This window comes from Phenylobacterium sp. (genome assembly GCF_046290725.1).
Taxonomy (GTDB): domain Bacteria; phylum Pseudomonadota; class Alphaproteobacteria; order Caulobacterales; family Caulobacteraceae; genus Phenylobacterium.
In genome coordinates this window covers 754,914-775,637 of the sequence record NZ_JBKBUH010000001.1, presented here as the reverse complement: position 1 = coordinate 775,637, position 20,724 = coordinate 754,914, and the positions used below count along the sequence as shown (strand labels likewise).

24 protein-coding genes are annotated in these 20,724 nt (G+C 68.4%); 14 read left to right on the top strand and 10 right to left on the bottom strand.

The annotated features are described in order from the left end of the window. Position 1: 1 nt before the first annotated feature. From rfbA to rfbB, 3 genes are read right to left on the bottom strand one after another with little or no spacing between them, the layout of a single operon-like run. Entirely contained in the window at positions 2 to 892 is an 891-nt protein-coding gene (gene rfbA / locus ACK41C_RS04140; RefSeq protein ID WP_409650776.1) for a glucose-1-phosphate thymidylyltransferase RfbA, read from the bottom strand. Then, positions 889 to 1,785 (bottom strand): dTDP-4-dehydrorhamnose reductase, encoded by an 897-nt coding sequence (gene rfbD, locus ACK41C_RS04135; RefSeq protein ID WP_409650774.1) that lies wholly within the window; start codon positions 1,783 to 1,785, stop codon positions 889 to 891. Before rfbD ends, rfbA begins: the two co-directional genes overlap by 4 nt. Further along, positions 1,782 to 2,834 carry a dTDP-glucose 4,6-dehydratase gene (rfbB, locus tag ACK41C_RS04130; RefSeq protein ID WP_409650772.1) on the bottom strand — a complete coding sequence of 351 codons (1,053 nt, stop codon included), beginning with the start codon at positions 2,832 to 2,834 and terminating at the stop codon, positions 1,782 to 1,784. The genes rfbD and rfbB overlap by 4 nt, the downstream gene beginning before the upstream one ends. A 208-nt stretch (positions 2,835 to 3,042) precedes the next feature. Here rfbB and ACK41C_RS04125 point away from each other — a divergent pair, with 208 nt between their 5' ends. From ACK41C_RS04125 to ACK41C_RS04100, 6 genes are all read left to right on the top strand, one after another. Further along, a complete protein-coding gene (locus ACK41C_RS04125; RefSeq protein ID WP_409650770.1) occupies positions 3,043 to 4,500 on the top strand; it encodes an MATE family efflux transporter in 1,458 nt (485 codons plus the stop codon). 145 nt (positions 4,501 to 4,645) lie between these two features. After that, complete coding sequence (locus ACK41C_RS04120) at positions 4,646 to 5,980, top strand: acyl-CoA dehydrogenase family protein (protein WP_409650768.1); 1,335 nt, start codon at positions 4,646 to 4,648, stop codon at positions 5,978 to 5,980. A 101-nt stretch (positions 5,981 to 6,081) separates the two neighbouring features. Continuing rightward, positions 6,082 to 7,842: a class I adenylate-forming enzyme family protein gene (locus tag ACK41C_RS04115; protein ID WP_409650766.1), complete on the top strand. Its 1,761-nt coding sequence runs from the start codon at positions 6,082 to 6,084 to the stop codon at positions 7,840 to 7,842. Beyond that, positions 7,839 to 8,414, top strand: a complete 576-nt coding sequence (locus ACK41C_RS04110; RefSeq protein ID WP_409650764.1) for an NADPH-dependent FMN reductase — start codon at positions 7,839 to 7,841, stop codon at positions 8,412 to 8,414. The genes ACK41C_RS04115 and ACK41C_RS04110 overlap by 4 nt, the downstream gene beginning before the upstream one ends. Next, positions 8,411 to 9,571 (top strand): 3,4-dihydroxy-2-butanone-4-phosphate synthase, encoded by a 1,161-nt coding sequence (ribB, locus tag ACK41C_RS04105; RefSeq protein WP_409650762.1) that lies wholly within the window; start codon positions 8,411 to 8,413, stop codon positions 9,569 to 9,571. Before ACK41C_RS04110 ends, ribB begins: the two co-directional genes overlap by 4 nt. A 94-nt stretch (positions 9,572 to 9,665) precedes the next feature. Beyond that, positions 9,666 to 11,063 carry a calcium-binding protein gene (locus ACK41C_RS04100; protein ID WP_409650760.1) on the top strand — a complete coding sequence of 466 codons (1,398 nt, stop codon included), beginning with the start codon at positions 9,666 to 9,668 and terminating at the stop codon, positions 11,061 to 11,063. 19 nt (positions 11,064 to 11,082) lie between these two features. Here ACK41C_RS04100 and ACK41C_RS04095 read toward each other — a convergent pair whose 3' ends face one another. Both ACK41C_RS04095 and ACK41C_RS04090 read right to left on the bottom strand, forming a co-directional pair. Next, positions 11,083 to 11,463: a VOC family protein gene (locus ACK41C_RS04095; protein WP_409650758.1), complete on the bottom strand. Its 381-nt coding sequence runs from the start codon at positions 11,461 to 11,463 to the stop codon at positions 11,083 to 11,085. A gap of 10 nt (positions 11,464 to 11,473) precedes the next feature. Then, a complete protein-coding gene (locus ACK41C_RS04090; RefSeq protein WP_409650756.1) occupies positions 11,474 to 11,827 on the bottom strand; it encodes a hypothetical protein in 354 nt (117 codons plus the stop codon). A gap of 130 nt (positions 11,828 to 11,957) precedes the next feature. Here ACK41C_RS04090 and ACK41C_RS04085 point away from each other — a divergent pair, with 130 nt between their 5' ends. Next, complete coding sequence (locus ACK41C_RS04085; RefSeq protein ID WP_409650755.1) at positions 11,958 to 12,740, top strand: DUF72 domain-containing protein; 783 nt, start codon at positions 11,958 to 11,960, stop codon at positions 12,738 to 12,740. Here ACK41C_RS04085 and ACK41C_RS04080 read toward each other — a convergent pair. Beyond that, positions 12,691 to 13,260 (bottom strand): BON domain-containing protein, encoded by a 570-nt coding sequence (locus tag ACK41C_RS04080; protein ID WP_409650753.1) that lies wholly within the window; start codon positions 13,258 to 13,260, stop codon positions 12,691 to 12,693. The genes ACK41C_RS04085 and ACK41C_RS04080 overlap by 50 nt on opposite strands. Before the next feature lie 161 nt (positions 13,261 to 13,421). Here ACK41C_RS04080 and ACK41C_RS04075 point away from each other — a divergent pair, with 161 nt between their 5' ends. Beyond that, entirely contained in the window at positions 13,422 to 14,093 is a 672-nt protein-coding gene (locus tag ACK41C_RS04075; RefSeq protein WP_409650751.1) for a DUF1013 domain-containing protein, read from the top strand. A gap of 154 nt (positions 14,094 to 14,247) precedes the next feature. On the opposite strand, the gene ACK41C_RS04070 is transcribed toward ACK41C_RS04075, so the two are convergent. After that, a complete protein-coding gene (locus tag ACK41C_RS04070; protein WP_409650749.1) occupies positions 14,248 to 14,424 on the bottom strand; it encodes a DUF465 domain-containing protein in 177 nt (58 codons plus the stop codon). Positions 14,425 to 14,553: 129 nt separating this feature from the next. Between ACK41C_RS04070 and ACK41C_RS04065 the strand changes: the two genes are divergently transcribed. Genes ACK41C_RS04065 through ACK41C_RS04055 form a run of 3 tightly spaced genes read left to right on the top strand, consistent with a single transcriptional unit; the run spans position 14,554 to position 15,883 of the window. Beyond that, positions 14,554 to 15,153, top strand: a complete 600-nt coding sequence (locus tag ACK41C_RS04065) for a UbiX family flavin prenyltransferase (protein ID WP_409650748.1) — start codon at positions 14,554 to 14,556, stop codon at positions 15,151 to 15,153. A gap of 4 nt (positions 15,154 to 15,157) precedes the next feature. Beyond that, positions 15,158 to 15,604: a TIGR02444 family protein gene (locus ACK41C_RS04060; RefSeq protein WP_409650746.1), complete on the top strand. Its 447-nt coding sequence runs from the start codon at positions 15,158 to 15,160 to the stop codon at positions 15,602 to 15,604. 57 nt (positions 15,605 to 15,661) lie between these two features. After that, positions 15,662 to 15,883, top strand: a complete 222-nt coding sequence (locus ACK41C_RS04055) for a YdcH family protein (protein WP_409650744.1) — start codon at positions 15,662 to 15,664, stop codon at positions 15,881 to 15,883. Between the two features lie 10 nt (positions 15,884 to 15,893). Here ACK41C_RS04055 and ACK41C_RS04050 read toward each other — a convergent pair whose 3' ends face one another. Together ACK41C_RS04050 and ACK41C_RS04045 are read right to left on the bottom strand one after the other, a co-directional pair. Next, a complete protein-coding gene (locus tag ACK41C_RS04050) occupies positions 15,894 to 16,262 on the bottom strand; it encodes a VOC family protein (protein WP_409650742.1) in 369 nt (122 codons plus the stop codon). A 49-nt stretch (positions 16,263 to 16,311) separates the two neighbouring features. Then, complete coding sequence (locus ACK41C_RS04045; RefSeq protein WP_409650740.1) at positions 16,312 to 17,046, bottom strand: GGDEF domain-containing protein; 735 nt, start codon at positions 17,044 to 17,046, stop codon at positions 16,312 to 16,314. 122 nt (positions 17,047 to 17,168) lie between these two features. On the opposite strand from ACK41C_RS04045, the gene purE reads away from it, so the two are divergent. Both purE and ACK41C_RS04035 read left to right on the top strand, forming a co-directional pair. Then, positions 17,169 to 17,663, top strand: coding sequence for a 5-(carboxyamino)imidazole ribonucleotide mutase (gene purE / locus ACK41C_RS04040; protein ID WP_409650738.1), 495 nt, complete (start codon positions 17,169 to 17,171; stop codon positions 17,661 to 17,663). After that, the gene (locus ACK41C_RS04035; RefSeq protein ID WP_409650736.1) at positions 17,660 to 18,751 is read left to right on the top strand and encodes a 5-(carboxyamino)imidazole ribonucleotide synthase; all 1,092 of its coding nucleotides are present in this window, start codon (positions 17,660 to 17,662) and stop codon (positions 18,749 to 18,751) included. The genes purE and ACK41C_RS04035 overlap by 4 nt, the downstream gene beginning before the upstream one ends. Before the next feature lie 44 nt (positions 18,752 to 18,795). Here ACK41C_RS04035 and ACK41C_RS04030 read toward each other — a convergent pair whose 3' ends face one another. Beyond that, the gene (locus tag ACK41C_RS04030; protein WP_409650734.1) at positions 18,796 to 19,677 is read right to left on the bottom strand and encodes a MaoC/PaaZ C-terminal domain-containing protein; all 882 of its coding nucleotides are present in this window, start codon (positions 19,675 to 19,677) and stop codon (positions 18,796 to 18,798) included. 204 nt (positions 19,678 to 19,881) lie between these two features. On the opposite strand from ACK41C_RS04030, the gene ACK41C_RS04025 reads away from it, so the two are divergent. Beyond that, positions 19,882 to 20,679, top strand: a complete 798-nt coding sequence (locus ACK41C_RS04025) for a SapC family protein (protein WP_409650732.1) — start codon at positions 19,882 to 19,884, stop codon at positions 20,677 to 20,679. The last annotated feature ends 45 nt before the right edge of the window (positions 20,680 to 20,724 follow it).

Below are 20,724 nucleotides of genomic sequence, written 5' to 3'. Positions count from 1 at the left end.
CCTACTCGCCCGGGATTTCCGGCGGACGTTCTGCGAGCTGGCGCAGGTAGCGGCCGTATTCGCTCTTGGCGAGCGCCTTGCCGAGATCGTCCAACTGGGCGGCGTCGATCAGCCCCATCTGGTAGGCGATCTCCTCCAGGCAGCCGATCCTCAGGCCCTGGCGCTGCTCGATGGTGCGCACCAGCTCGCCGGCCTGGATCAGGCTGTCGTGAGTGCCGGTGTCGAGCCAGGCGAAGCCGCGGCCGAGCAGCTCGACCGAAAGCTCGCCCGCGTCCAGATAGACCTGGTTGAGCGCAGTGATCTCCAGTTCGCCTCGGGCCGAGGGCTTGAGCGTCTTGGCGAACTCGCTGGCGCGGCCGTCGTAGAAATAGAGCCCGGTGACGGCGTAATTGGATTTCGGCTGGGTCGGCTTCTCTTCGATACCCAGCACCTTCCCGCCCTCGCCCAGCTCGACGACGCCGTAGCGTTCGGGATCCTGCACGGGATAGCCGAAGACGGTGGCGCCGCGCTCGCGCGCGTCCGCCGAGCGCAGCATCTTCGAGAAGTTCTGGCCGAAGAAGATGTTGTCGCCCAGCACCATCACGCTCGGGTCGCCGGCGACGAACTCCTCGCCGAGGATGTAGGCCTGGGCCAGGCCGTCGGGGCTGGGCTGCACGACGTACTCGAACCGGACGCCCAGGTGCGAGCCGTCCCCCAACAGGCGCTTGAAGCCCGCCTGGTCCTCCGGCGTGGTGATGATCAGGATTTCGCGAACGCCCGCCAGCAGCAGCACCGACAGCGGATAATAGATCATCGGCTTGTCGTAGATCGGCAGCAGCTGCTTCGACGTGGCGAGAGTCAGCGGATGCAGCCGCGTGCCCGAGCCGCCGGCCAGAACGATACCTTTTCTCATACGCTCACCTTGGCCTGCGCCATTTGATCCAGGACGTCTTCCAGCGCCTCGTCCCAGGGGCGCAGTTGCAGGCCGAACACGGCCTTCATTCTTCCGGAGTCCAGTACGGCGTTGAGGGCGCGCTTGGCCGGGGTGGGAAAGGCGCTGGTGGGGACCGGCTCGATCACCGGCGGCGGCCGGTCCTTCCAGGCGTGGGCGAAGATCGCCTTGGCCATGTCGTAGCGGCTGGCCTCGCCTTCATTGACCAGGTGCAGCAGGCCCCAGTCGGCGGCGCCGGCAGGCGCCGCGGCCAGGCGCCGGGCCTGGCTCAGCAGGAAGGCGGCGACGTCGCCCGAAGCCGTGGGCCGCGCCCGCTGGTCGGCTACCACCTTCAGCACCGGCTGGCTGTCCGCCAGCCGCAGCATGGCCTGCAGGAAGTTTTGTCCGTAGGCGGAGAATAGCCAGGAAACGCGCGCCACCAGGGCGCGCGGGCAGTGCGCCAGCACGGCCTCCTCGCCCGCCAGCTTGGAGCGGCCATAGACATGCAGCGGGTTGGGCGCGTCGGTCTCCAGATAGGGCCCGGCCTTCTCCCCGTCGAAGACCATGTCGGTGGAGATGTGGATCAGGGGCAGACCCCGGGCCGCACAAGCCGTGGCCATCGCCTCCGGCGCACGGGCGTTGACGGCGAAGGCGAGCTCCGGCTCGCTCTCGGCCTTGTCCACGGCGGTGTAGGCTGCGGCGTTGAGCACGAGGTCGATGCCCTCGGCGGTCTCGATGGCGCGCGCGATCGCATCGGCGTCGGTCAGGTCGACCTCGGCTCTCGACAGCGGGAGGACCTGCACCGTCTCGTCCTGGCGGTCGAGCATCTCGCGGGCGAGCTGGCCGCTCGCCCCGAACTGCAGAATACGGATCATGAGGCGGCGGCCAGGCCCAGGCGCTCGGAATGGAAGCCGCGCTCGCGGATCGCCTGCCACCAGTCGCGGTTCTCCACATACCAGCGCACGGTCTCTTCCAGGCCCTCGGCCAGAGACGTCCTCGGCTCCCAGCCGAGCTCCGCCTTCAGCTTGGAGGCGTCGATGGAATAGCGGAAGTCGTGGCCCGGCCGGTCGGCGACGAAGGCGATCTTCTCCGCATGGGGCGTATTGGCCGGCGCATACTTGTCGAGCGCCGCGCAGAGGATCTCCACGATTTCCAGATTGCGCCGGGTGGAGTCGCCGCCGACGCAGTAGGTTTCGTTCAGCCGGCCCCTCTGGAGCACCAGCAGCAGGGCCTCGGCGTGGTCGTCCACGTGCAGCCAGTCGCGAACCTGGCGGCCGTCGCCATAGACGGGGATCGTCTTGCCCTCCATGGCGCGGACGACGACGGTCGGGATCAGCTTCTCGGGAAACTGGAACGGCCCGTAATTGTTGGCGCAGTTGGTGATCACCACCGGCAGGCCGAAGGTGCGGCCCCAGGCTCGCACGAGGTGGTCGGAGCCGGCCTTGGAGGCCGAATAAGGCGAATTGGGATCGTAGGGCGTCTCTTCGGTGAAGGCGCCGTCTTCGCCCAGCGCCCCGAACACCTCGTCGGTGGAGACGTGATGGAAGCGGAAGGCCTGCTTCTTCTCCGGCGGCAGGGTGTTCCAGTGCGCGCGGGCCGCCTCCAGCAGCACGGCCGTACCCATCACGTTCGAGCGCACGAAGGCCAGCGGTCCGTCGATGGCCCGGTCGTTATGGCTCTCGGCGGCGAGGTGCATCACCGCATCGGGCCTGTGCTTGGCGAAGATCGCCTGCATGCGCTCGGCGTCGCAGATGTCGGCTTCCTCGAAGGCGTAAAGCGGGGACTTCGCGACGCTCGCCACATTGTCGAGGTTCGCCGAATAGGTGAGGGCGTCGAGGTTCACCACCTCGTGACCGTCGGCGACGGCGCGCCGCACCACCGCCGATCCGATGAAGCCGGCGCCGCCGGTGATCAGGAGTTTCATGCGGTCCTTCTAAGACGTTGAGTGCGCGCGGGACATCCCGCAGTCGTGGGCGGGCTGTAGCAAAACCAAGGCCATGGCTCAAACAAGGCAGGACTTGCCGCTTGCGAGCCGCGGCGGCCGCTGTCACCAAGAAACCAAGAGGGGGATGTTCGCGGTGGCGTCGAGTTCGCAGGGTGCTTCGGCCGGGCGGCCGGCTGGGCCGGGGGGAATGCGGGACCTGACCGAGGGCCCCATCACCCGAACGCTGGTTCTCTTCACCCTGCCGGTCCTGGGTTCGAACATCCTCCACTCCCTCAATGGGACCGCGAACGCCATCTGGGTCAGCCAGCTGCTCGGCGAGGCGGCCCTGACCGCCACGGTCAACGCCAACAACATCTTCTTCCTGATGCTGGGGGCCGTGTTCGGCATCTCCATGGCCGCGAACCTCCTGATCTCCCAGGCGGTGGGCGCCCGCGACCTTGCCATGGTCAAGCGGGTGATGGGCTCTTCCACCAGCTTCTTCCTGGTCCTCTCCCTCGGGGTGGGAATCGCGGGCTGGCATCTGACGCCCTCGATCCTCGCGGCCATGCAGACTCCGCCGGACGCCACCCGGGACGCGATCGCCTATCTGCGGGTGATCTTCCTGGCCATGCCGTTCATGTACTTCTTCTCCTTCGTCATGATGGCGCAGCGGGGGGCCGGCGACTCGCGCACGCCATTCTGGTTCGCCCTCTTCGCCGTCGGCCTGGACGTCACCCTGAACCCGCTGCTGATCGCCGGCGTGGGTCCCTTCCCGCGCATGGGGATCGCGGGCTCGGCGACAGCCACCCTGGTCAGCCAGACCCTGACCCTGGCGGCCATGGTCGTGCACCTCTACCGCTCCAGGTCCGTGCTGGCCCTGCATCGCGAGGACTGGGGCCTTTTCCGGCCGCAGCTCGCCATCATCGGGACCCTGATGACCAAGGGTTTTCCCATGGCCCTGCAGATGCTGGTCATCTCCGGCGCGGCCGTGGTGATGATCTCCTTCGTCAACGCTTACGGCACGGACGTGGCCGCCGGCTACGGCGCGGCGATCCAGCTCTGGACCTATGTCCAGATGCCGGCCATGGCCTTGGGCGCCGCCGTCTCGTCCATGGCCGCCCAGAACGTCGGTGCCGGCAAGATGGAGCGGGTGGACAAGGTGGCGGCCCAAGGCGCGCTGATCGCCGCCGTGATGACCGCTGTCCCCGTGGGGTTGATCTATCTGGTCGAACCTTGGGTCCTGATGCTGTTCCTGCCGCCGGGCAGCGCCTCAGCGCCCATCGCCATGCACATCAACGCCTTCGTGCTCTGGGGTTTCATCCCGTTCGGGATCGCCTTCGTGCTGAATGGGGTGATCCGCGCCACCGGCGCGGTCTGGCCGCCGCTGCTGGGCCTCCTGATCGCCATGTGGTTCGTGCGGATCCCCTTCGTGAAGCTCCTGGAGCCGGCTATGGGCGCGGAGGCTATCTGGTGGAGTTTCCCGCTCGGCTCCATGGCCTCGCTCGTCCTGGCGGCCGGCTATTATCGCTGGGGGAACTGGCGGAAGGCCCGGCTGATCGCCGGCGTGCCCCACGGCCCCGCCCCCGACACCGGGCTGTCGCCGCCGGCCGTGGCCGAAGAGACCGAAGCCGCGGAGGCGGCGGCCCGCCGCCAGGGCAGATCGTAGAAAAACTTTCGACGCGCGGGCCCCCGCCGGTTGCGCCCGCCAAACAAGCGTTTGATACTGTCGGGGATTTCGACCGCCCAGCGCACCGAAACATACCGTCTTTTTGAAAATTCGCCCGTCGAACGGGCATATTCGGGAGGCCCAGATGGCTTGGGATTTTGAGACCGATCCGGAATTCCAGAAGAAGCTCGACTGGATCGAGGAGTTCATGCGCGAGGAGGTCGAGCCGCTCTCGCACCTGGGCATGGCCGCGCACGGGCCGCTGGGCCGCGAGAAGTTCATCAAGCCGCTGCAGGAAAAGGTGAAGGCGCAGGGGCTGTGGGCCTGCCACCTGGGGCCGGAACTCGGCGGTCAGGGCTATGGGCAGCTCAAGCTCGGCCTCATGAACGAGAAGCTGGGCCGCAACAGCCTCGCGCCCACCGTGTTCGGCTGCCAGGCGCCCGACACCGGCAACGCCGAGATCATCGCCCACTACGGCACTGAGGCTCAGAAGGAACGCTGGCTGTGGCCGCTGCTGAACGGCGAGATCCGCTCGGCCTTCTCCATGTCCGAACCCACCGGCGGCTCCGATCCGCTGACCTTCAAGACCCGCGCGGTGAAGGACGGCGACGACTGGATCATCAACGGCGAGAAGTGGTTCTCCACCAACGCCCGCTATTCCAAGCTTCTCGTGGTCTATGCGGTGACCGACCCGGACGCCAAGGACCCCTACCGCCGGACCTCGATCTTCCTGGTGCCGACCGACACGCCCGGGGTCGAGATCATCCGCAACGTCGCCGTCGGCGGCGGCGGCGAGATCGGCGGCGGGACCGAGGGCTATGTCCGCTACAACAACGTCCGTGTGGGGCCTGAAGCCCTGCTGGGCGATCGCGGGGCGGCCTTCGTCATCGCCCAGGTTCGCCTGGGCGGCGGGCGGGTGCACCACGCCATGCGCACGGTGGGGGCCTGCAAGAACGCGCTCGACCTGATGTGCCGCCGGGCGGTCTCGCGCACCACGCGGGACGGCAAGCTGGCCGATCTGCAGATGGTGCAGGCCGACATCGCCGACAGCTGGATCGCCCTGGAAAGCTTCCGGCTGATGGTGCTGCGCACCGCCTGGCTGATCGACAAGCACAAGGACTACAACATGGTCCGCAAGGACATCGCCGCCATCAAGGTGATGATGCCCAAGGTCTATAACGACATCGCCACCAAGGCCGCGCACCTGCACGGGGCGCTGGGTGTCTCCAACGAGATGCCGTTCATGCACATGGTCACCTCCTCGCTGGTCATGGGCATCGCCGACGGTCCGACCGAGGTGCACAAGGTGACGGTGGCCAAGCAGGTGCTGAAGGACTACCGGCCCGACAACGACCTCTTCCCCAGCTACCACATCCCCAAGCTGCGCGAGGCGGCCCAGGAACGCTACGCCAAGGAGCTGGACGAGCTGAAGGAAGGCTACGCCAAGCTGCGGGCGGATCGGGAGAAGGCCGACGCCTGAGGCGCGAAGCTTCCTTCTATGCCGTAAGACGCTAGGGTGGGGCGGCTCCTTTGCAGGAGCCGCCTTTCCTACATTTTGAACCTCGCCATTTCAGAGCGCCCATGTCCGACGTTTCGACCCTCTCCCCGCCCGCGACCGCCTGGCCCGTCATGACCGTGGCCGAAGCCCACGCCCGGCTCACCGCCCCCGGCTCCCGGTTCGAAATGGATGAGAAGGTCATCCGCGGGGTTCCGACCCGCGTCTGGAAGAACGCGCCGCCGACCCTGCGCGACATCTTCCTGAACGGCCGCAGCTTCAAGGACCGGGAATTCCTGGTCTACGAGGACGACCGCGCCACCTTCGAAGCCTTCGCCCGGGCGACGATCACGCTCGCGCACCAACTCCAGGCCGACGGGGTGCGGAAAGGCGACCGCGTCGCCGTCATCATGCGCAACCTGCCGGAATGGCCTGTCGCCTTCTGGGCCGGGATCCTGGCCGGCGCCATCGTCACCCCCCTGAACGCCTGGTGGACCGGGGCGGAGCTGGAATACGGCCTGGCCGATTCCGGCGCCAAGGTCGCCATCGTCGACGACGAGCGGCTGGAGCGCCTGGCCGACCACCTGACGAACCTGCCCGACCTGCAACGGATCTACGTCTCGCGCCTCGGTACGGCCCGGGGCGACGGCCGCGTCCGCAAGCTGGAGGAGATCGTCGGCCCGGTGAACTCCTGGGGCGAGCTTGCGGATCTGCCCTTGCCGGACGTGGCCCTGGAGCCGGAGGACGACGCCACCATCCTCTACACCTCCGGCACCACGGGGAAGCCGAAGGGCGCGCTGGGCACCCACCGCAACATGACGTCGAACATCATGGCCAGCGGCATCTCGGCGGCGCGGAACTTCGTGCGCGCCGGACAGCCCCTGCCCGAGAGCGACCCGCACAAGCTGCCCCAGCGTGTCACCCTGCTGGTGGTGCCGATGTTCCACGCCACGGGCCTGTCGGCGACCCTCTCGCCGACCCTGAACGCCGGCGGCAAGATCGTCCTCATGCACCGCTGGGAGGCCGAGCAGGCCATGCGGCTCATCGAGCGCGAGAAGGTGAACGCCACCGGCGGCGTCCCGACCATCGCCTGGCAGCTGATCGAACATCCGGCGCGGGCGAAGTACGACCTGTCCTCCTTGCAGGCGGTCTCCTACGGCGGCGCGCCCTCGGCGCCCGAGCTGGTGCGCAAGATCGTCGAGGTCTTCCCCGCCTCCCAGCCGGGCAACGGCTGGGGCATGACCGAGACCACCGCCACCTTCACCTCGCATCTGGGCAAGGATTACGAGGCGCGCCCCGATTCCGCCGGCCCCGCCGCGCCGGTGGGCGAGATGCAGATCCGCGATCCCGCCGACGGCAAGACCGTGCTGCCTGTGGGCGCGGTGGGCGAGCTGTGGGTCAAGGGCCCGCAGGTGGTGAAGGGCTACTGGAACAAGCCGGAGGCGACCGCCGAGACCTTCGTCGAGGGCTGGCTTCGTACCGGCGACCTGGCGCGCATCGACGAGGAGGGCTTCCTCTTCATCATCGACCGGGCCAAGGACATGCTGATCCGGGGCGGGGAGAACATCTACTGCGTCGAGGTCGAGAACGTGCTCTACGACCACCCGGACGTGATGGACGCGGCGCTGGTGGGCGTTCCGCACAAGACCCTGGGCGAGGAGCCGGCGGCGGTGGTGCATCTGAAACCGGGCGGAACGGCGAGCGAGGACGAACTTCGCGCTTTCGTCCGCGAGCGGCTCGCCGCCTTCAAGGCGCCGGTGAAGATCGTCTTCTGGCCCGAGACCCTGCCGCGCAACGCCAACGGCAAGATCGTCAAGACCGAGCTCAAGAAGGTGTTCGCCGAATGACGCCGCCCGCGCCCATGATCCTGGGTCTTGGCGGAACCGCGCGACCCGGCTCCACCACCGAGCGGGCGCTGCAGGTCGCCCTGCGTGCGGTCGAGGCCAAGGGCGGGCGCACGCGGCTGCTGGGCGGCGACTTCCTGGCTCGGCTGCCGATCTACAATCCTGCTGACGGCGGGCCGACGCCTGAGCAGGCGGAGCTGGCGGCGGCGGTGCGCGCGGCCGACGGTCTGATCGTCGCCACGCCCGGCTATCACGGCTCGCTTTCCGGAGTAATCAAGAACGCCCTCGACTCCCTCGAGGTCCTGCGCGAGGACAGCCGTCCCTATTTCACCGACCGCGCCGTGGGCTGCATCGTCACCGCCGACGGCTGGCAGGCCGCCGGCACCACTTTGATCGCCCTGCGCTCGATCATACATGCCATGCGGGGTTGGCCGACGCCGTTCGGCGCGGCCCTCAACGCCACGACCAACCTGTTCGACGCCGAAGGCGCCTGCATCGAGGCCAAGGACGCCTGGCAGCTCTCCACCGTCGGCGAACAGGTTCTCGACTTCGCCCAGATGAAGGCTCGCACATGAAGCGCCCCTATCTCGTCCAGAATGGCACCTCCTCCGAAGGCGGCGGCGGCGCGCCGGAGAGCGACGCCTCGGCGATCTCGCCCATCGAAGACATCATCGAGGACGCCCGCAACGGCCGCCCCTACATCCTCGTCGACGCCGAGGACCGGGAGAACGAGGGCGACGTCATCATCCCGGCCCAGTTCGCCACCCCCGAACAGATCAACTTCATGGCCAAGCACGCCCGTGGCCTGATCTGCCTGTCCATCACCGCCGAGCGGGCGCGGCAGCTACGCCTGCCGCCGATGGCGGCGGAGAACCGCGAGGGCATGGGCACGGCCTTCACCGTCTCGATCGAGGCCAAGGAAGGCGTCACCACCGGCATTTCCGCCCACGACCGCTCGCACACCATCGCCGTGGCCGTCGATCCGACCAAGGGCCCGGACGACATCGTCTCGCCCGGACATATCTTCCCGCTGGTGGCCAAGGACGGCGGCGTCCTGGTCCGCGCCGGCCACACCGAGGCCGCCGTCGACATCAGCCGCATGGCCGGCCTGAACCCCGCCGGCGTGATCTGCGAGATCATGAAGGACGACGGGAGCATGGCTCGTCTGCCGGACCTCGTCGCCTTCGCCCAGCTGCACGGGCTGAAGATCGGCACCATCGCCGACCTGATCGCCTATCGCCGCCGTACCGAGCGTCAGGTGGAGCGGGTGCTCGAGACGCCGTTCGACAGCGTCTATGGCGGCCGCTTCCGGATGGTGATCTACCGCAACGTGCTGGACCGCACCGAACACGTGGTCCTCACCAAGGGCAAGATCGATCCGGACAAGCCGACCCTGGTGCGCATGCACCGCGTCGACTTCGCCGCCGACATGCTGGGGCACGACGAGCAGCGGCGGGAATATGTGCCGCGGGCGATGAAGGCGATTTCCGAATACGAGGGCGCGGGCGTGGCGGTGTTCATCCGCGATTCCAACCCCGCCTGGCTTTCGGAACGCTACGGCTCGCCGGAGACCGACCACGGGGCCAACATCCTGCGCGACTACGGCATCGGCGCGCAGATCCTGCTCGACCTCGGCGTCCGCGACATGGTGCTGCTCACTTCATCCAAGACCATCCTGCCGGGCTCCGGCGGTTACGGCCTGAAGATCGTGGGGCGACGGGCGTTCGACTAGGTCGGAGCGCCGCCTTCGAGCTTGACTGTGCGCGCGCAACCTGTGCTTGCGTGGATGCTTGGGGGCCGAGACTCCCGCATCTCGCAGGATCGCCATGGCGTCGTTCACCAGCACGGTCGTCGTTCAGCGCGGGGAGGTTGTCACCTTCACGCGGAACATCAATACCGAGAGCTCCATAGCCTATGAGTTTCAGGCGCCGGCGCCTGGCTCGCCGTCCTCGACGCTGATCAACCACGGAGAAATCCGGTTCGTCTCCAGCTATGGGTTCGAACCCGAAGTCCAACTGGTGCACGTCAACACCAGCGGCGCCGCCTCGAAGCCTAGCGTGGAGAATCACGGGTCGATCCTGCTTGAGCAGACCGTGGGTTACGCCACCGGGCTGTCGGGGGCTGGATCGCCGGGCTTCGTCAACACCGGAGACTTTGTCGTACGCGCCGCCAAGGAGGCCGCAGGAGTCTGGTTCTGGAGTCCCCCGGTCGTGAACAGCGGCAGGATACTTGTGGAGGCGGGGAACTCCGCCACGGCCCTTCACCTGGACGGCGGAGGAATGGTCCAGAATTCCGGAAGTATTCTGGTGCATGTTACCGGGGCTGGGTCCGCTACCGCGCTGCAACTCCTCCGGAACGACGTACGGATCGAGAACGACGGCCTGATCGCGGCCACCCACGCACAGCCCGGCGCCGCCTCCTACGGCATCTCTTCATCGGGCGGAGGCTCAGGGCCTCTGCAGATCGTCAATCGCGGGACCATCACGGCCGACGACGCTATCCGGTCGAACACGCAGCCTTACAATTCCGCCTTCAATCAGGTCCAACAGGTCGAGAACCACGGCACGATCAACGGCCGGATCCTACTCGGAGCGGACAACGACATCCTCGTCAACGCTGGCACGATCAACGGCGCTGTCGACCTCGGATCGGAAAACGACCTCTATGACGGCCGTCTGGGCCGCGCGAGGGAGATGGTCGCCGGCGGCGAGGGCGCCGACACCCTGCTGGGCGGCGCCGAGTTCGACTACCTGCAGGGCAATGCCGGGAACGACAGTCTCTCGGGCGGCCCAGGGAACGATTGGGTGGTCGGCGGCAGGGACGACGACCATCTCTCCGGCGACGCCGGAAACGACGTGGTCTACGGCAATCTTGGAGCGGACACGGTCCTTGGGGGTGACGGCGACGACTGGGTTCGAGGCGGTCAGGACAATGACAGCGTCAGCGGCGGCGCAGGCGACGACCTGATCTGGGGCGATCGCGGCGACGACACCCTAGTCGGCGGCTCCGGCGCCGACACGTTCGGCATATTCGTGGGCGCCGGCCTTGATCGGATTCTCGATTTCTCCCTGGCCGAAGGCGACCGCCTCCGGATTGAAGGCGGCGCGAGCTACACGGTTCGCTTCGAGGGCGGCGACACTATCGTGGACCTTGGAAACGGCGACCGCGCCGTCCTGGTCGGCGTCGATCTGACCACGGCGACAGGGTGGATTTTGACCACATAAGCCCCGCCCAGGGTCCACCTCACCCCTTCGCCGCCATCGAGGCTTCGTCGTAGAGGTGCAGGCGGTGGCCGTCCGGATCGACGAGGACGGCGCCGTAACCCCAGAACAGCTTGGAGGGCGGCTCCACGAAAGCCAGGCCGGCGGCGGCGAGGCGCGCGTACAGGGCATCCACGTCGTCCACCTGCAGAGTGTAGGAGGATTGGCCGCTAAGGATCGCCTCGCGCCGCTCCTCGAGGAAGACGGTGAGGCCCGTATCGTCCTGCAGCGCCACGACGCCCAGGCCGGTCGCGCCGCCTTCAGGAACCTCGAACTCCACCGAAAAGCCGAGGTGGCGCACGTACCAGTCGCGGGACGCTTTCCAGTCGCTGACGGCGAGGCTCAGATGGTCGAGCTTCACCATCGTCGAAACCTCAGGCCGTGGCGCTCTTCGGTCCGCTGGAGGCGCAGCGCTTGGCGCGGGAGGCGCGCTCCAGCTCTTCCAGCCGCGCCCGCATCTTCGGGGCGGCGCTCGGGGCGGCGCGGGTGTAGGCGATGGGTGCGTAGAGGCTGGCCATGGGCTCGCCGGCGACGGGCGGCCGCTGCGCGCCGGCGGCCCGCCAATAGGCCTTGCGGGTCAGCTCGATCTCCGCGGCGAGCTGCCGGCAGGACCAGGCGCTGAAATCGGCTTGCGGTGTTGGCGGCGAAACCATCGCCAGCTGGGCGGGGGTGCTGGCGCAAGCCCCCAGAAATGCGGCGCCGAGCCCGGCGCAGAGCACCTGCCTCATCCTGTCCCCCTCCCATGGGACTGCTTGTTTTTCTTGTTTTGACGAGTTTGCCACGTTTCCCGGAAGTCACAAGGGAACGCCTGTGTGACGCACGACTTTTGGAGTCGGCTGTCAAAAAGCGAGGCGCCCCGTGGCCGAACTGCGCATCGGATGCTCCGGCTGGGTCTACAAGGCCTGGGTCGGCGACTTCTATCCGAGAGAGGTGAAGGCCAAGGATCGCTTCGCCTTCTACGCCTCCAAGTTCGATACGACCGAGATCAATGGCAGCTTCTATCGCCTGCCCAGCGAGACCGCGGTCGCCCGCTGGAGGGACCAGGCGCCCGAGGGCTTCGTCTACGCCTGGAAGGTCAGCCGCTATATCACCCACAACAGGAAGCTGATCGACTGCGCGGACTCCGTCGCCCTGGTCTATGGTCGGATGGCGGGGCTCGGTGAGACAGAGGGACCTTCGCTGATCCAGCTGCCGCCTCAGCTTCGGCGCAACGACGAGCGTCTGGCGGCTTTCCTGAAGCTCCTGCCCAAGGGCAAGCGCCATACCGTCGAGTTCCGTCACCCGTCCTGGTACGAGAAGCCGGTCTTCGATCTGCTCGCCGAGCATGACGTGGCGCTCTGCATCTCCGATCACCATCATGCACCAGCGCCGTGGGAGACCACCGCCGCCTTCGTCTATGTGCGCGGCCACGGCCCCGGCGGCCGTTACTACGGACGTTATCCGCGGGCGGAGCTGGAGCGGTGGGCCGCGGCCATCGCCGGCTGGCGGCGCAAGGGATGCGACGTCTACGCCTATTTCGACAACGATATCGAGGCGGCCGCTCCGAAGGACGCCGAGGTGCTGGAGGGGCTGACCGCGTCGCGACCTCCGGTCAGAAGCCGAGCCGCCAGCCCGAATGCCGGCGCAGCCGCAAGCCGTTGACCACGTCCCGGACGCCCTCCACTTCGGCCAGGTCTTCAGCGCGGCGCTTTTCGCGGCGGTTGCGGGCCATGCCGTCGAGGAACACCACGCCGTCTTCCACGCGCACCTCGATATCCGAAGCGTCCAGGCCCCGGGCCCGGTCCAGGCGCTCGCTGACCACCGCCCAGATCACTCGGTCCTCCGACCTCCGCCGCCGGTCGCGCTCGCTCTCCCGCCGCTCGAAGCTGCGCGGCTCGTCATAGCGACGGTCGAGGTCGCGGGCGTCGCGGCGATAGCCTTCGCGCCGTTCGGGATCGTAGGCGTAGTCGCGCCCGAAATCGGCCTGGCCGTAATCGTCGTCGAGCGCGCCGCGTTCGTCCCGGCGATAGCCGGTGCGGGTGTCCGGGTCGTAGCCATAGTCCTCGCTGTAGTCGGCCTGGCCGAAGTCGCGCAGGTCGTGATCGCGCCGCCGATAATCGTAGCGGTCGTCATAGCCGCGCTCGTAGCGGTCCGGCTCCCGGCGCCGCAGATGCCGTTCCATGGGCTTCCTCCTCAAGCTTCGCAGGGGAAACCGCGCGCGGGCGGCGAGGTTCCGCCGCAGCGAATGTCGTTTTCTTGCGCTGCGATCCGGCCTATATGACAGTCTGCGAACTACGCACCGCCCGGCCGAAAGGCCGGGCGCCGTCATTTTTGGAAAAGCCCATGACCGAGATCCTGATGCCGAAGGCGACCGCTGTCTGGCTGGTCGACAACACCTCGCTCACCTTCGATCAGATCGCCGATTTCTGCGGCCTGCACCCGCTCGAGGTGAAGGGCATCGCCGACGGCGAGGTGGCGCGCGACATCCGCGGCGCCGACCCGATCGCCAACGGCCAGCTCTCGCGCGAGGAGCTGGACCAGGCCCAGTCGGACCCCAAGTACCGGATGAAGGCGCAGAAGAGCCGCCACGCCGAACTGCTCAAGCCGGTGAAGAAGGCGCCCCGCTACACGCCCGTCTCGCGCCGCCAGGACCGTCCCGACGCCATCGCCTGGTTCATCCGCAACCACCCGGAAGTGCCCGACAGCCAGATCGCCCGCCTGCTCGGCACCACCAAGGCGACCATCGAACAGGTGCGCAACCGCACCCACTGGAACTCGGCGAACATCAAGCCGGTGGATCCGGTGACGCTGGGCCTCGCCACCCAGCTCGAGCTGGATGCGGTGGTCCGGAAGGCCGCGGACAAGAAGGCCAAGGACGACGCCAAGCGCGGCGTCGTCGAACCGGAAGGCCCGACCCTGGCGCCCGCCTCGGAGACCGGCCTGTTGCCGGAGGACGACGAGCAGCCCGCCGCCGACTTCGCCTATCAGGAAGAGGATGAAGACGACGCGGTCTGAAGGCCACGTCCGAGGGGAGCTCCGGCTTTCGGCGGCTCCCCTTCAGCCAGCTCAGACGACCCCGCCGACCGTCCCCGGGACCAGGTGAGGACGTCGTTCAGGGCCGCCTGGCGTCCGGCCTCCGCCTTCGCGGCGCCGGACGGAGAGGGGGAGCCTAGTGCGCGGCTTGCGCGCGCAGGGCCTCCATCTCTTCCTTGAGCTTGAGCTTCTTTCGCTTCAGTTCCTTCAGCTTGACGTCGTCTGCGACCGGTCGGCTCACCTCTTCCTGAATCATTCGCTCGAGGTTCTGGTGACGAGATCCAAGTTCACGGATCCGGGCATCAACGGCCATGTCGCTTCGTCTCCTTGATTGAACCAACGGCCAGAGTGAACACCCGCTGGCCTGACGTGTCAGATCACATATGTTTGCAGACCCGGATTAAGATCCGGCGCCTTGAAATCGGGCGAGGGGACCTAAGGGATGGGCGTTGAGGAGCGGGCGCGGCTGGTGGTTGGCGTCTCGGGCGCGAGCGGGATCGCCTATGGCCTGCGGGTGCTGGACGCCTGCCGCGAGCTGGGCGTGGAGAGCCACCTGATCCTCTCCCGGGCCGCGGCCCTGACGCTTTCCCAGGAGACCGATCTCTCCGTCGCCGACGTCCACGCCAAGGCCGAGGTGGCGCATCGGCCGGGCGACGTGGGGGCGTCCGTGGCTTCGGGATCCTTCCCGACGCTGGGCATGATCGTCGCCCCCTGTTCGGTTCGCACCATGAGCGAGATCGCCACCGGCGTGACCTCCTCGCTGCTCACCCGCGCCGCCGACGTAACCCTCAAGGAGCGCCGTCCGCTGGTGCTGATGGTGCGCGAGACGCCCCTGCACCTGGGCCACCTGCGCACCATGGTGCGCCTGGCCGAAATGGGAGCGGTGATCGCCCCGCCCCTGCCGGCCTTCTACGCCAAACCGGCCACCCTGGAGGAGATGGTCGACCAGTCGGTGGGCCGCGCCCTCGACCTCTTCGGCCTTTCGTGGAAGCCGGTGCGCCGCTGGGGCCGCGACATCGGCCCCCTCTCCGGGGGCGACTGAGCCGGTGCGGCTCTGGGATTGGGCGGTCGAGGCGTATGCGCGGCCGGGCGTCGCCGAGGCGGCGCTTTCATTGCAGGACGAGCACGGCCAGAGCGTCGCCTATCTGCTCTGGGCGGTTTGGGCCGGCGGCGCGACGCCACAGGACCTGACGAAAGGCGCGCGGGCGGCGCGGTCCTGGGAAACGGCCGCCCTGCAACCGCTCCGGCGGACCCGCCGCGCCCTGAAGTCCGACCTGCCGCCCATCGACGCTGCGGCCCGCCTGACCCTGCGCGAACAGGTCAAGGTGGTCGAGCTCCAGGCCGAGAGGGTGCTGCTGGAGGCGCTCGAAGCGCTGGTCTCGGGGCCGGGCGGGCGGGCGCCGCCGCTCGCCGCCCTGACCGCCGCCGCGGAGGCCTGGGGCGATCCACCGCCGGCCGCCGGCCTGGCCCGCCTCGCCGCCGCCTTGAGCTAGACGCCGGCCCTAAGCGCGCGCATTCTTCGGCCGTTGGGCGCGTAGGGCTGAAGCCGCATGAACGATCTAGGGCCGCAGGATACGGACGAGGCGGCGATCCGAGCCAGGCTCAACCAGCTCGCCCAGGAGCATTCCGACCTCGACGCCGCCGTCCAGGCGCTCGCCCTGGCGCCCTTGCCGGACATGATGGTCATCGCCCGGCTGAAACGGAAGAAGCTGGCGCTCAAGGACGAGATCGAGCGGCTGAAGGATTCCCTGCTGCCCGACATCATCGCCTGAGGCGGCGGCCTCAGCCCATCTTGAAGACGCAGAGCTTGTTGCCGTCCAGATCGCGGAAATAGGCGCCGTAGAAGCCGGGCACGCCGCGCGGTCCGGGCGGGCCTTCGCATGTCCCGCCGTTGGCGAGCGCCGCAGCGTGCACCTCGCCGATCACCTCATGGGAGGGCGCCTGCAGGGCGACCATGGTCCCGTTGCCGGGCTGCGCGTCCTGCTCGTCATAGGGGGTGCAGACGGCGAGCGCCGGGCCGCCGCCGGCGTTGTAGAGCTGCATCCGCCCCAGATCGAAGCCGCGCGCCGCGCCCAGCGGCGCCAGGACGGCGTCGTAGAAGGCCTTGGCCTTTTCAAGGTCGTTGCTGCCGATGGTGACGTAGCCGATCATGGCTTTCCCTCCCGTATGGAGGAGCCATTCTAGCGGCTTGACGCGCGCGTCAGGGAAGCGCCGTCCGCACGGCGATCCGCCGCGCGCGCTTGCGGGCGAACATCGCCGCGTCGGCCTCGGCGATCAGGGCCTCGGGCTCGAGTTCGGCGGAGACTTCCCGCACGCCGTGGGAGACGTGCAGCGGCGCGCTCCATTCCCCGAACCGGATCGGCGCCCGCTCGATCGCAGCGGCCAGGGCTTCGGCCTTGGCTTCGGCGACGGCCGCATCGGCCTGGACCAGGATCACCGCGAACTCGTCGCCGCCCATCCGCGCCACCACGTCGCTCTCGCGCACCTGCGACAGAAGCCGTTCGGCCACGGCGACCAGGGCCGCGTCGCCGGCGGCGTGACCGTAGCGGTCGTTGACCGCCTTGAAGCCGTCGATATCGAAATAGACGATGCTGGCTCGACCGCCGTAGCGTTGGCCGAAGGTGCGCACCCGCGACAGTTCCCGCACGAAGGCCCGCCGGTTGAGGAGCGGGGTCAAGGCGTCGCGGTCGGCCAGGCCCTCGGCCTCCGAAAGCCGCCCCTTCAGCCGGCCGACTTCGGCGCGCAGGTCGTCGATCTCGGCCAGCAGGGTCTTCAGCGCCCCCTGCACGGCGGGCGTGAGGTCGGCTTCCGAAAGGCCCAGGAACGCGGTGGCGTCGGCCGGCGCGCCGCCCGGGACCTGCGCGGCCGCCGCGCGGGTCAGGGCGCGTTTGCGGATCGCCGAGAAGAATTCGGGGCGCGCGCCGGTGATCTTCATGGGCCCTCGCGGGGTCTCGAATCGGCGTCTGGCCGACAGCGTTAAGAATCTAGCCGTCCTCGGTTGCGGGCGCAAAGCCGGCGCCTATACTCCGCGCCTTTCCGAACGGGGCCTTACCGAACATGAGCGCCACCTCCGCGCCGGTCGCCATCATCATGGGCAGCCGCTCCGACTGGCCGACGATGAAAGGGGCGGCCGAGAGCCTGGAGGCCCTGGGCGTGGCTTACGAGGCCAAGGTGGTCTCCGCCCACCGCACGCCGCAGCGGATGTACGATTTCGCCCGCACGGCCCGCGAGCGCGGCGTCAAGGTGATCATCGCCGGCGCCGGCGGGGCCGCCCATCTGCCGGGCATGACCGCCTCCATGACCGAGCTCCCGGTTCTCGGCGTGCCGATCGAATCCAAGGCGCTGAAAGGCATGGACAGCCTGCTCTCCATCGCCCAGATGCCCGCCGGCGTGCCGGTGGGGACGCTGGCCATCGGCGAGGCCGGCGCCCGCAACGCAGGCCTCCTGGCCGCTCAGATTCTCGCCCTTTCCGACCCCGCGCTCGCCGAGCGACTGGCCCGCCACCGCGCCCGCCAGACCGAAAGCGTGGCCGAGACGGTGGAAGACGCTTGAGCGCGACCGCCAGGTTTCCGCTGCCGCCGGGCTCCACCCTCGGGATCCTCGGCGGCGGGCAGCTCGGCCGCATGCTGGCCCAGGCCGCGGCCAGGCTCGGCTTCGACGTGGCGATCCTGGAGCCCGAGGCGGACTCTCCGGCGGCGCGGGTCGCCGCCCATTGCATCGTCGGCGCCTATGACGATCCGAAGGCGCTGAAGGCCCTGGCCGAGCTGTGCCCGGTGGTCACATACGAGTTCGAGAACGTGCCCGCCGTCGCCGTCGAGCGGCTCGTAGGCCTCGGCGTCGAAGTGGCGCCGGGCGCCCTGGCGCTCGCCGTGGCCCAGGATCGGGCCGCCGAGAAGCGGTTTCTGAACGAGGCCGGCGCCCCCACCGTGGCCTTCGAGCCCGCCGACACGCCTGAAGCCGCCGCCGCGGCCGCCTTGAAGCTCGGCGCGCCTTGCCTGATGAAGACCCGGCGCGAAGGCTATGACGGCAAGGGGCAGCGCTGGGTGGAGCACGCCGCCGACGCCCCCGCCGTTTTCGAAGCGCTCGGCGGCCGCCCGGTGATCCTCGAAGCTCCGGCCGACTTCGTTCGCGAGCTTTCGGTGATCGCCGCCCGTGGCCGCGACGGGGCGGTGGCGGTCTATCCCCTGGCGGAAAACCACCACGAAAAGGGGGTCCTGCGCCGCAGCGTGGCGCCGGCGCGCGTGGCGCCCGAGACGGCGGCCCAGGCCGAGCGCATCGCCGCGCGGGTGCTGAACGCGCTCGACTATGTGGGCGTGATCGGGATCGAGCTCTTCGAGATGGCCGGCGGCAAGCTGCTCGTGAACGAGATCGCGCCCCGGGTGCACAACACCGGCCACTGGACCCAGGACGGCTGCGAGGTCGACCAGTTCGAGCAGCATATCCGCGCCGTCGCCGGCTGGCCGCTCGGCCCCACGCATGCGCGAGCCCAGGTGGAGATGCTCAACCTCCTCGGCGAGGAGGTCGAGACCTGGCCAAAATACGCCGCCGAACCGGAAACCCGCGTCCACCTCTACGGCAAGCGCGAGGCCAAGCCCGGCCGCAAGATGGGGCATGTGAACCGACTGCGCGGGCCCCTCTAGACGGCGTTCCCGCTCCGCTACGAACGGGAACGCCCCAGAACTTCCTACCGCAGGACCGCCAGGCCGTTCTTGATGACAGTGGCGTTGCGGGCCTTCACGCGGGCTTCGAACGAGATGTTCTTGCCGTCCTTCCACAGGTCCACCGTGACGGTGTCGCCCGGGAAGACCGGCGCCGAGAAGCGGGCCTGGTGCGAATAGATCTGGTCGGGATCGAAGCCGGTGATCGCCTGCAGCACGGCCCGGCAGGTGATGCCGTAGGTGCAGAGCCCGTGGAGGATCGGCCGCTCGAAGCCGGCGCGCTTGGCCACGTCCGGATCGGAATGCAGCGGGTTGCGGTCGCCGTTCAGCCGGTAGAGCAGGGCCTGGTCGGGCCGGGTGGCGAAGTCCACCGAGAGGTCCGGGCTGCGCGTGGGGACCACGTGCGGTTCGGGCGCCCCTTCCGAAGGGCCGCCGAAACCGCCGTCGCCGCGGGCGAAGGTGGAGCCGGTCAGGGTGGCGACCTTCTCACCCTTCTCGTCGGTCCAGACGGTCTCGTTGACGATGACGGCGCCCTTGTCCTTGCCCTTGTCGTAGGCGCCGACCGTTCGGCCCTGGGCGGTGAAGGTTCCGGAGGCGGGCAGGGGCTTGTGCAGCTCCACCTTCTGCTCCCCATGAACCACCATCAGGAAGTTGATCTGGCTGGGCCGGTGGCCGGCCGGCATTTCCGGCGCCGGGCCGGCCTGGCCGCGCAGGGCCGCGGCAAGCACCGTGGCGGCGGTCGGCACGACCTTGAGGTTCTTCTCATAGACGAAGGGCAGTTCCTCGGCGTTCATCGGATCGGCGCCCATGCCGATGCCGAGCGCGTAGAGCATCACGTCCTTGTCGCCGTAGCTGAAGGTGCGCGGCGCGGTCTTCTGGTCGAGGATGTCGGGATAATAGATCGGCATGAAATCGTTTCCTCCGAAAAGCAGCCATTATTGAGCGTGTCGACTATGGCGGCGGATTGAAGCGGCTCGCGACAAGCTAGGCAAGCGGAAGGCGAGGAGGTTTGCCGCCCTCGCTACGATGGGCTAGAAGCCCGGACTTCGCGCAACGGCGGCTCGCACGCCCCGTCGCACCCTCATCAGCGCCCAGGACTTCGAAGGCTTTTCATGGCGACCGCAAACGACCAAGGCATGGGTCAGATCACCGGCAGCGTGCTGTTCTATTCCAAGCCGGAACCCCTCGCGCCCGAGCTGCACAAGAACCTGGGCGTCAAGCGCATGGACGGCCCCTTCGGCTTCGCCCGCGAAGGCCATGCCGTGCCCCTGACCGTCGCCGAATTCGGCCTGGCCGCTGTCTGCGGCCCGATCATCTTCGTCGGCGACGACAAGGTCCCGCTGGCGGTGATGGGCCTGAACGCCGGCCAGAACATGTTCCTGCAGGACAACGGCATGTTCGAGCCGGGCGTCTACGTGCCCGCCTATATCCGCCGCTATCCGTTCGTCTTCGCCAACGACTCGGCCGCGGGCCGTATGATCCTGTGCATCGACCGCGCCGCGGAGTTCGTGGTGGAAGGCGGCGAGATGCCGTTCTTCGACGCCGAGGGCAAGCCGACCGAGTACACGCAGAACTGCATCAATTTCTGCAACGACTACGAGAACGAGCGTCAGCGCACCCTGGCCTTCGTGCAGCTGCTCAAGGACCTCGACCTGTTCGAGACCCGCCAGGCGACCTTCACCCCCACCAACCCGGACGGAAGCCAGGGCGAGCCTCAGGTGATCGCCGAATACTTCGCCGTCTCGGAAGAGAAGCTGAAGGCGGTGCCGACCGACAAGTTCATCGAGCTGCGCGACAACGGCGCGCTCGCCCAGATCTACGCCCACCTCACCTCGCTGGTGGGCTGGGATCGCCTCGTCGCCCTGGCGCTCGCCCGCTCGGCCAACCAGCCCCAGGCCGCAAACGCCTGAGGACGGCAAGAGCCTTCTTTCCCTCCCCCGCTTCGCAGGGGAGGG

What these genes read in the sequence shown, in the direction of transcription:
- rfbA (WP_409650776.1), bottom strand. Translation starts at nt 892, where the DNA reads ATGAGAAAAGGTATCGTTCTGGCCGGCGGCTCGGGCACGCGGCTGCAT.
- rfbD (WP_409650774.1), bottom strand. Translation starts at nt 1,785, where the DNA reads ATGATCCGTATTCTGCAGTTCGGGGCGAGCGGCCAGCTCGCCCGCGAG.
- rfbB (WP_409650772.1), bottom strand. Translation starts at nt 2,834, where the DNA reads ATGAAACTCCTGATCACCGGCGGCGCCGGCTTCATCGGATCGGCGGTG.
- ACK41C_RS04125 (WP_409650770.1), top strand. Translation starts at nt 3,043, where the DNA reads ATGCGGGACCTGACCGAGGGCCCCATCACCCGAACGCTGGTTCTCTTC.
- ACK41C_RS04120 (WP_409650768.1), top strand. Translation starts at nt 4,646, where the DNA reads ATGGCTTGGGATTTTGAGACCGATCCGGAATTCCAGAAGAAGCTCGAC.
- ACK41C_RS04115 (WP_409650766.1), top strand. Translation starts at nt 6,082, where the DNA reads ATGTCCGACGTTTCGACCCTCTCCCCGCCCGCGACCGCCTGGCCCGTC.
- ACK41C_RS04110 (WP_409650764.1), top strand. Translation starts at nt 7,839, where the DNA reads ATGACGCCGCCCGCGCCCATGATCCTGGGTCTTGGCGGAACCGCGCGA.
- ribB (WP_409650762.1), top strand. Translation starts at nt 8,411, where the DNA reads ATGAAGCGCCCCTATCTCGTCCAGAATGGCACCTCCTCCGAAGGCGGC.
- ACK41C_RS04100 (WP_409650760.1), top strand. Translation starts at nt 9,666, where the DNA reads ATGGCGTCGTTCACCAGCACGGTCGTCGTTCAGCGCGGGGAGGTTGTC.
- ACK41C_RS04095 (WP_409650758.1), bottom strand. Translation starts at nt 11,463, where the DNA reads ATGGTGAAGCTCGACCATCTGAGCCTCGCCGTCAGCGACTGGAAAGCG.
- ACK41C_RS04090 (WP_409650756.1), bottom strand. Translation starts at nt 11,827, where the DNA reads ATGAGGCAGGTGCTCTGCGCCGGGCTCGGCGCCGCATTTCTGGGGGCT.
- ACK41C_RS04080 (WP_409650753.1), bottom strand. Translation starts at nt 13,260, where the DNA reads ATGGAACGGCATCTGCGGCGCCGGGAGCCGGACCGCTACGAGCGCGGC.
- ACK41C_RS04075 (WP_409650751.1), top strand. Translation starts at nt 13,422, where the DNA reads ATGACCGAGATCCTGATGCCGAAGGCGACCGCTGTCTGGCTGGTCGAC.
- ACK41C_RS04070 (WP_409650749.1), bottom strand. Translation starts at nt 14,424, where the DNA reads ATGGCCGTTGATGCCCGGATCCGTGAACTTGGATCTCGTCACCAGAAC.
- ACK41C_RS04065 (WP_409650748.1), top strand. Translation starts at nt 14,554, where the DNA reads ATGGGCGTTGAGGAGCGGGCGCGGCTGGTGGTTGGCGTCTCGGGCGCG.
- ACK41C_RS04055 (WP_409650744.1), top strand. Translation starts at nt 15,662, where the DNA reads ATGAACGATCTAGGGCCGCAGGATACGGACGAGGCGGCGATCCGAGCC.
- ACK41C_RS04050 (WP_409650742.1), bottom strand. Translation starts at nt 16,262, where the DNA reads ATGATCGGCTACGTCACCATCGGCAGCAACGACCTTGAAAAGGCCAAG.
- ACK41C_RS04045 (WP_409650740.1), bottom strand. Translation starts at nt 17,046, where the DNA reads ATGAAGATCACCGGCGCGCGCCCCGAATTCTTCTCGGCGATCCGCAAA.
- purE (WP_409650738.1), top strand. Translation starts at nt 17,169, where the DNA reads ATGAGCGCCACCTCCGCGCCGGTCGCCATCATCATGGGCAGCCGCTCC.
- ACK41C_RS04030 (WP_409650734.1), bottom strand. Translation starts at nt 19,677, where the DNA reads ATGCCGATCTATTATCCCGACATCCTCGACCAGAAGACCGCGCCGCGC.
- ACK41C_RS04025 (WP_409650732.1), top strand. Translation starts at nt 19,882, where the DNA reads ATGGCGACCGCAAACGACCAAGGCATGGGTCAGATCACCGGCAGCGTG.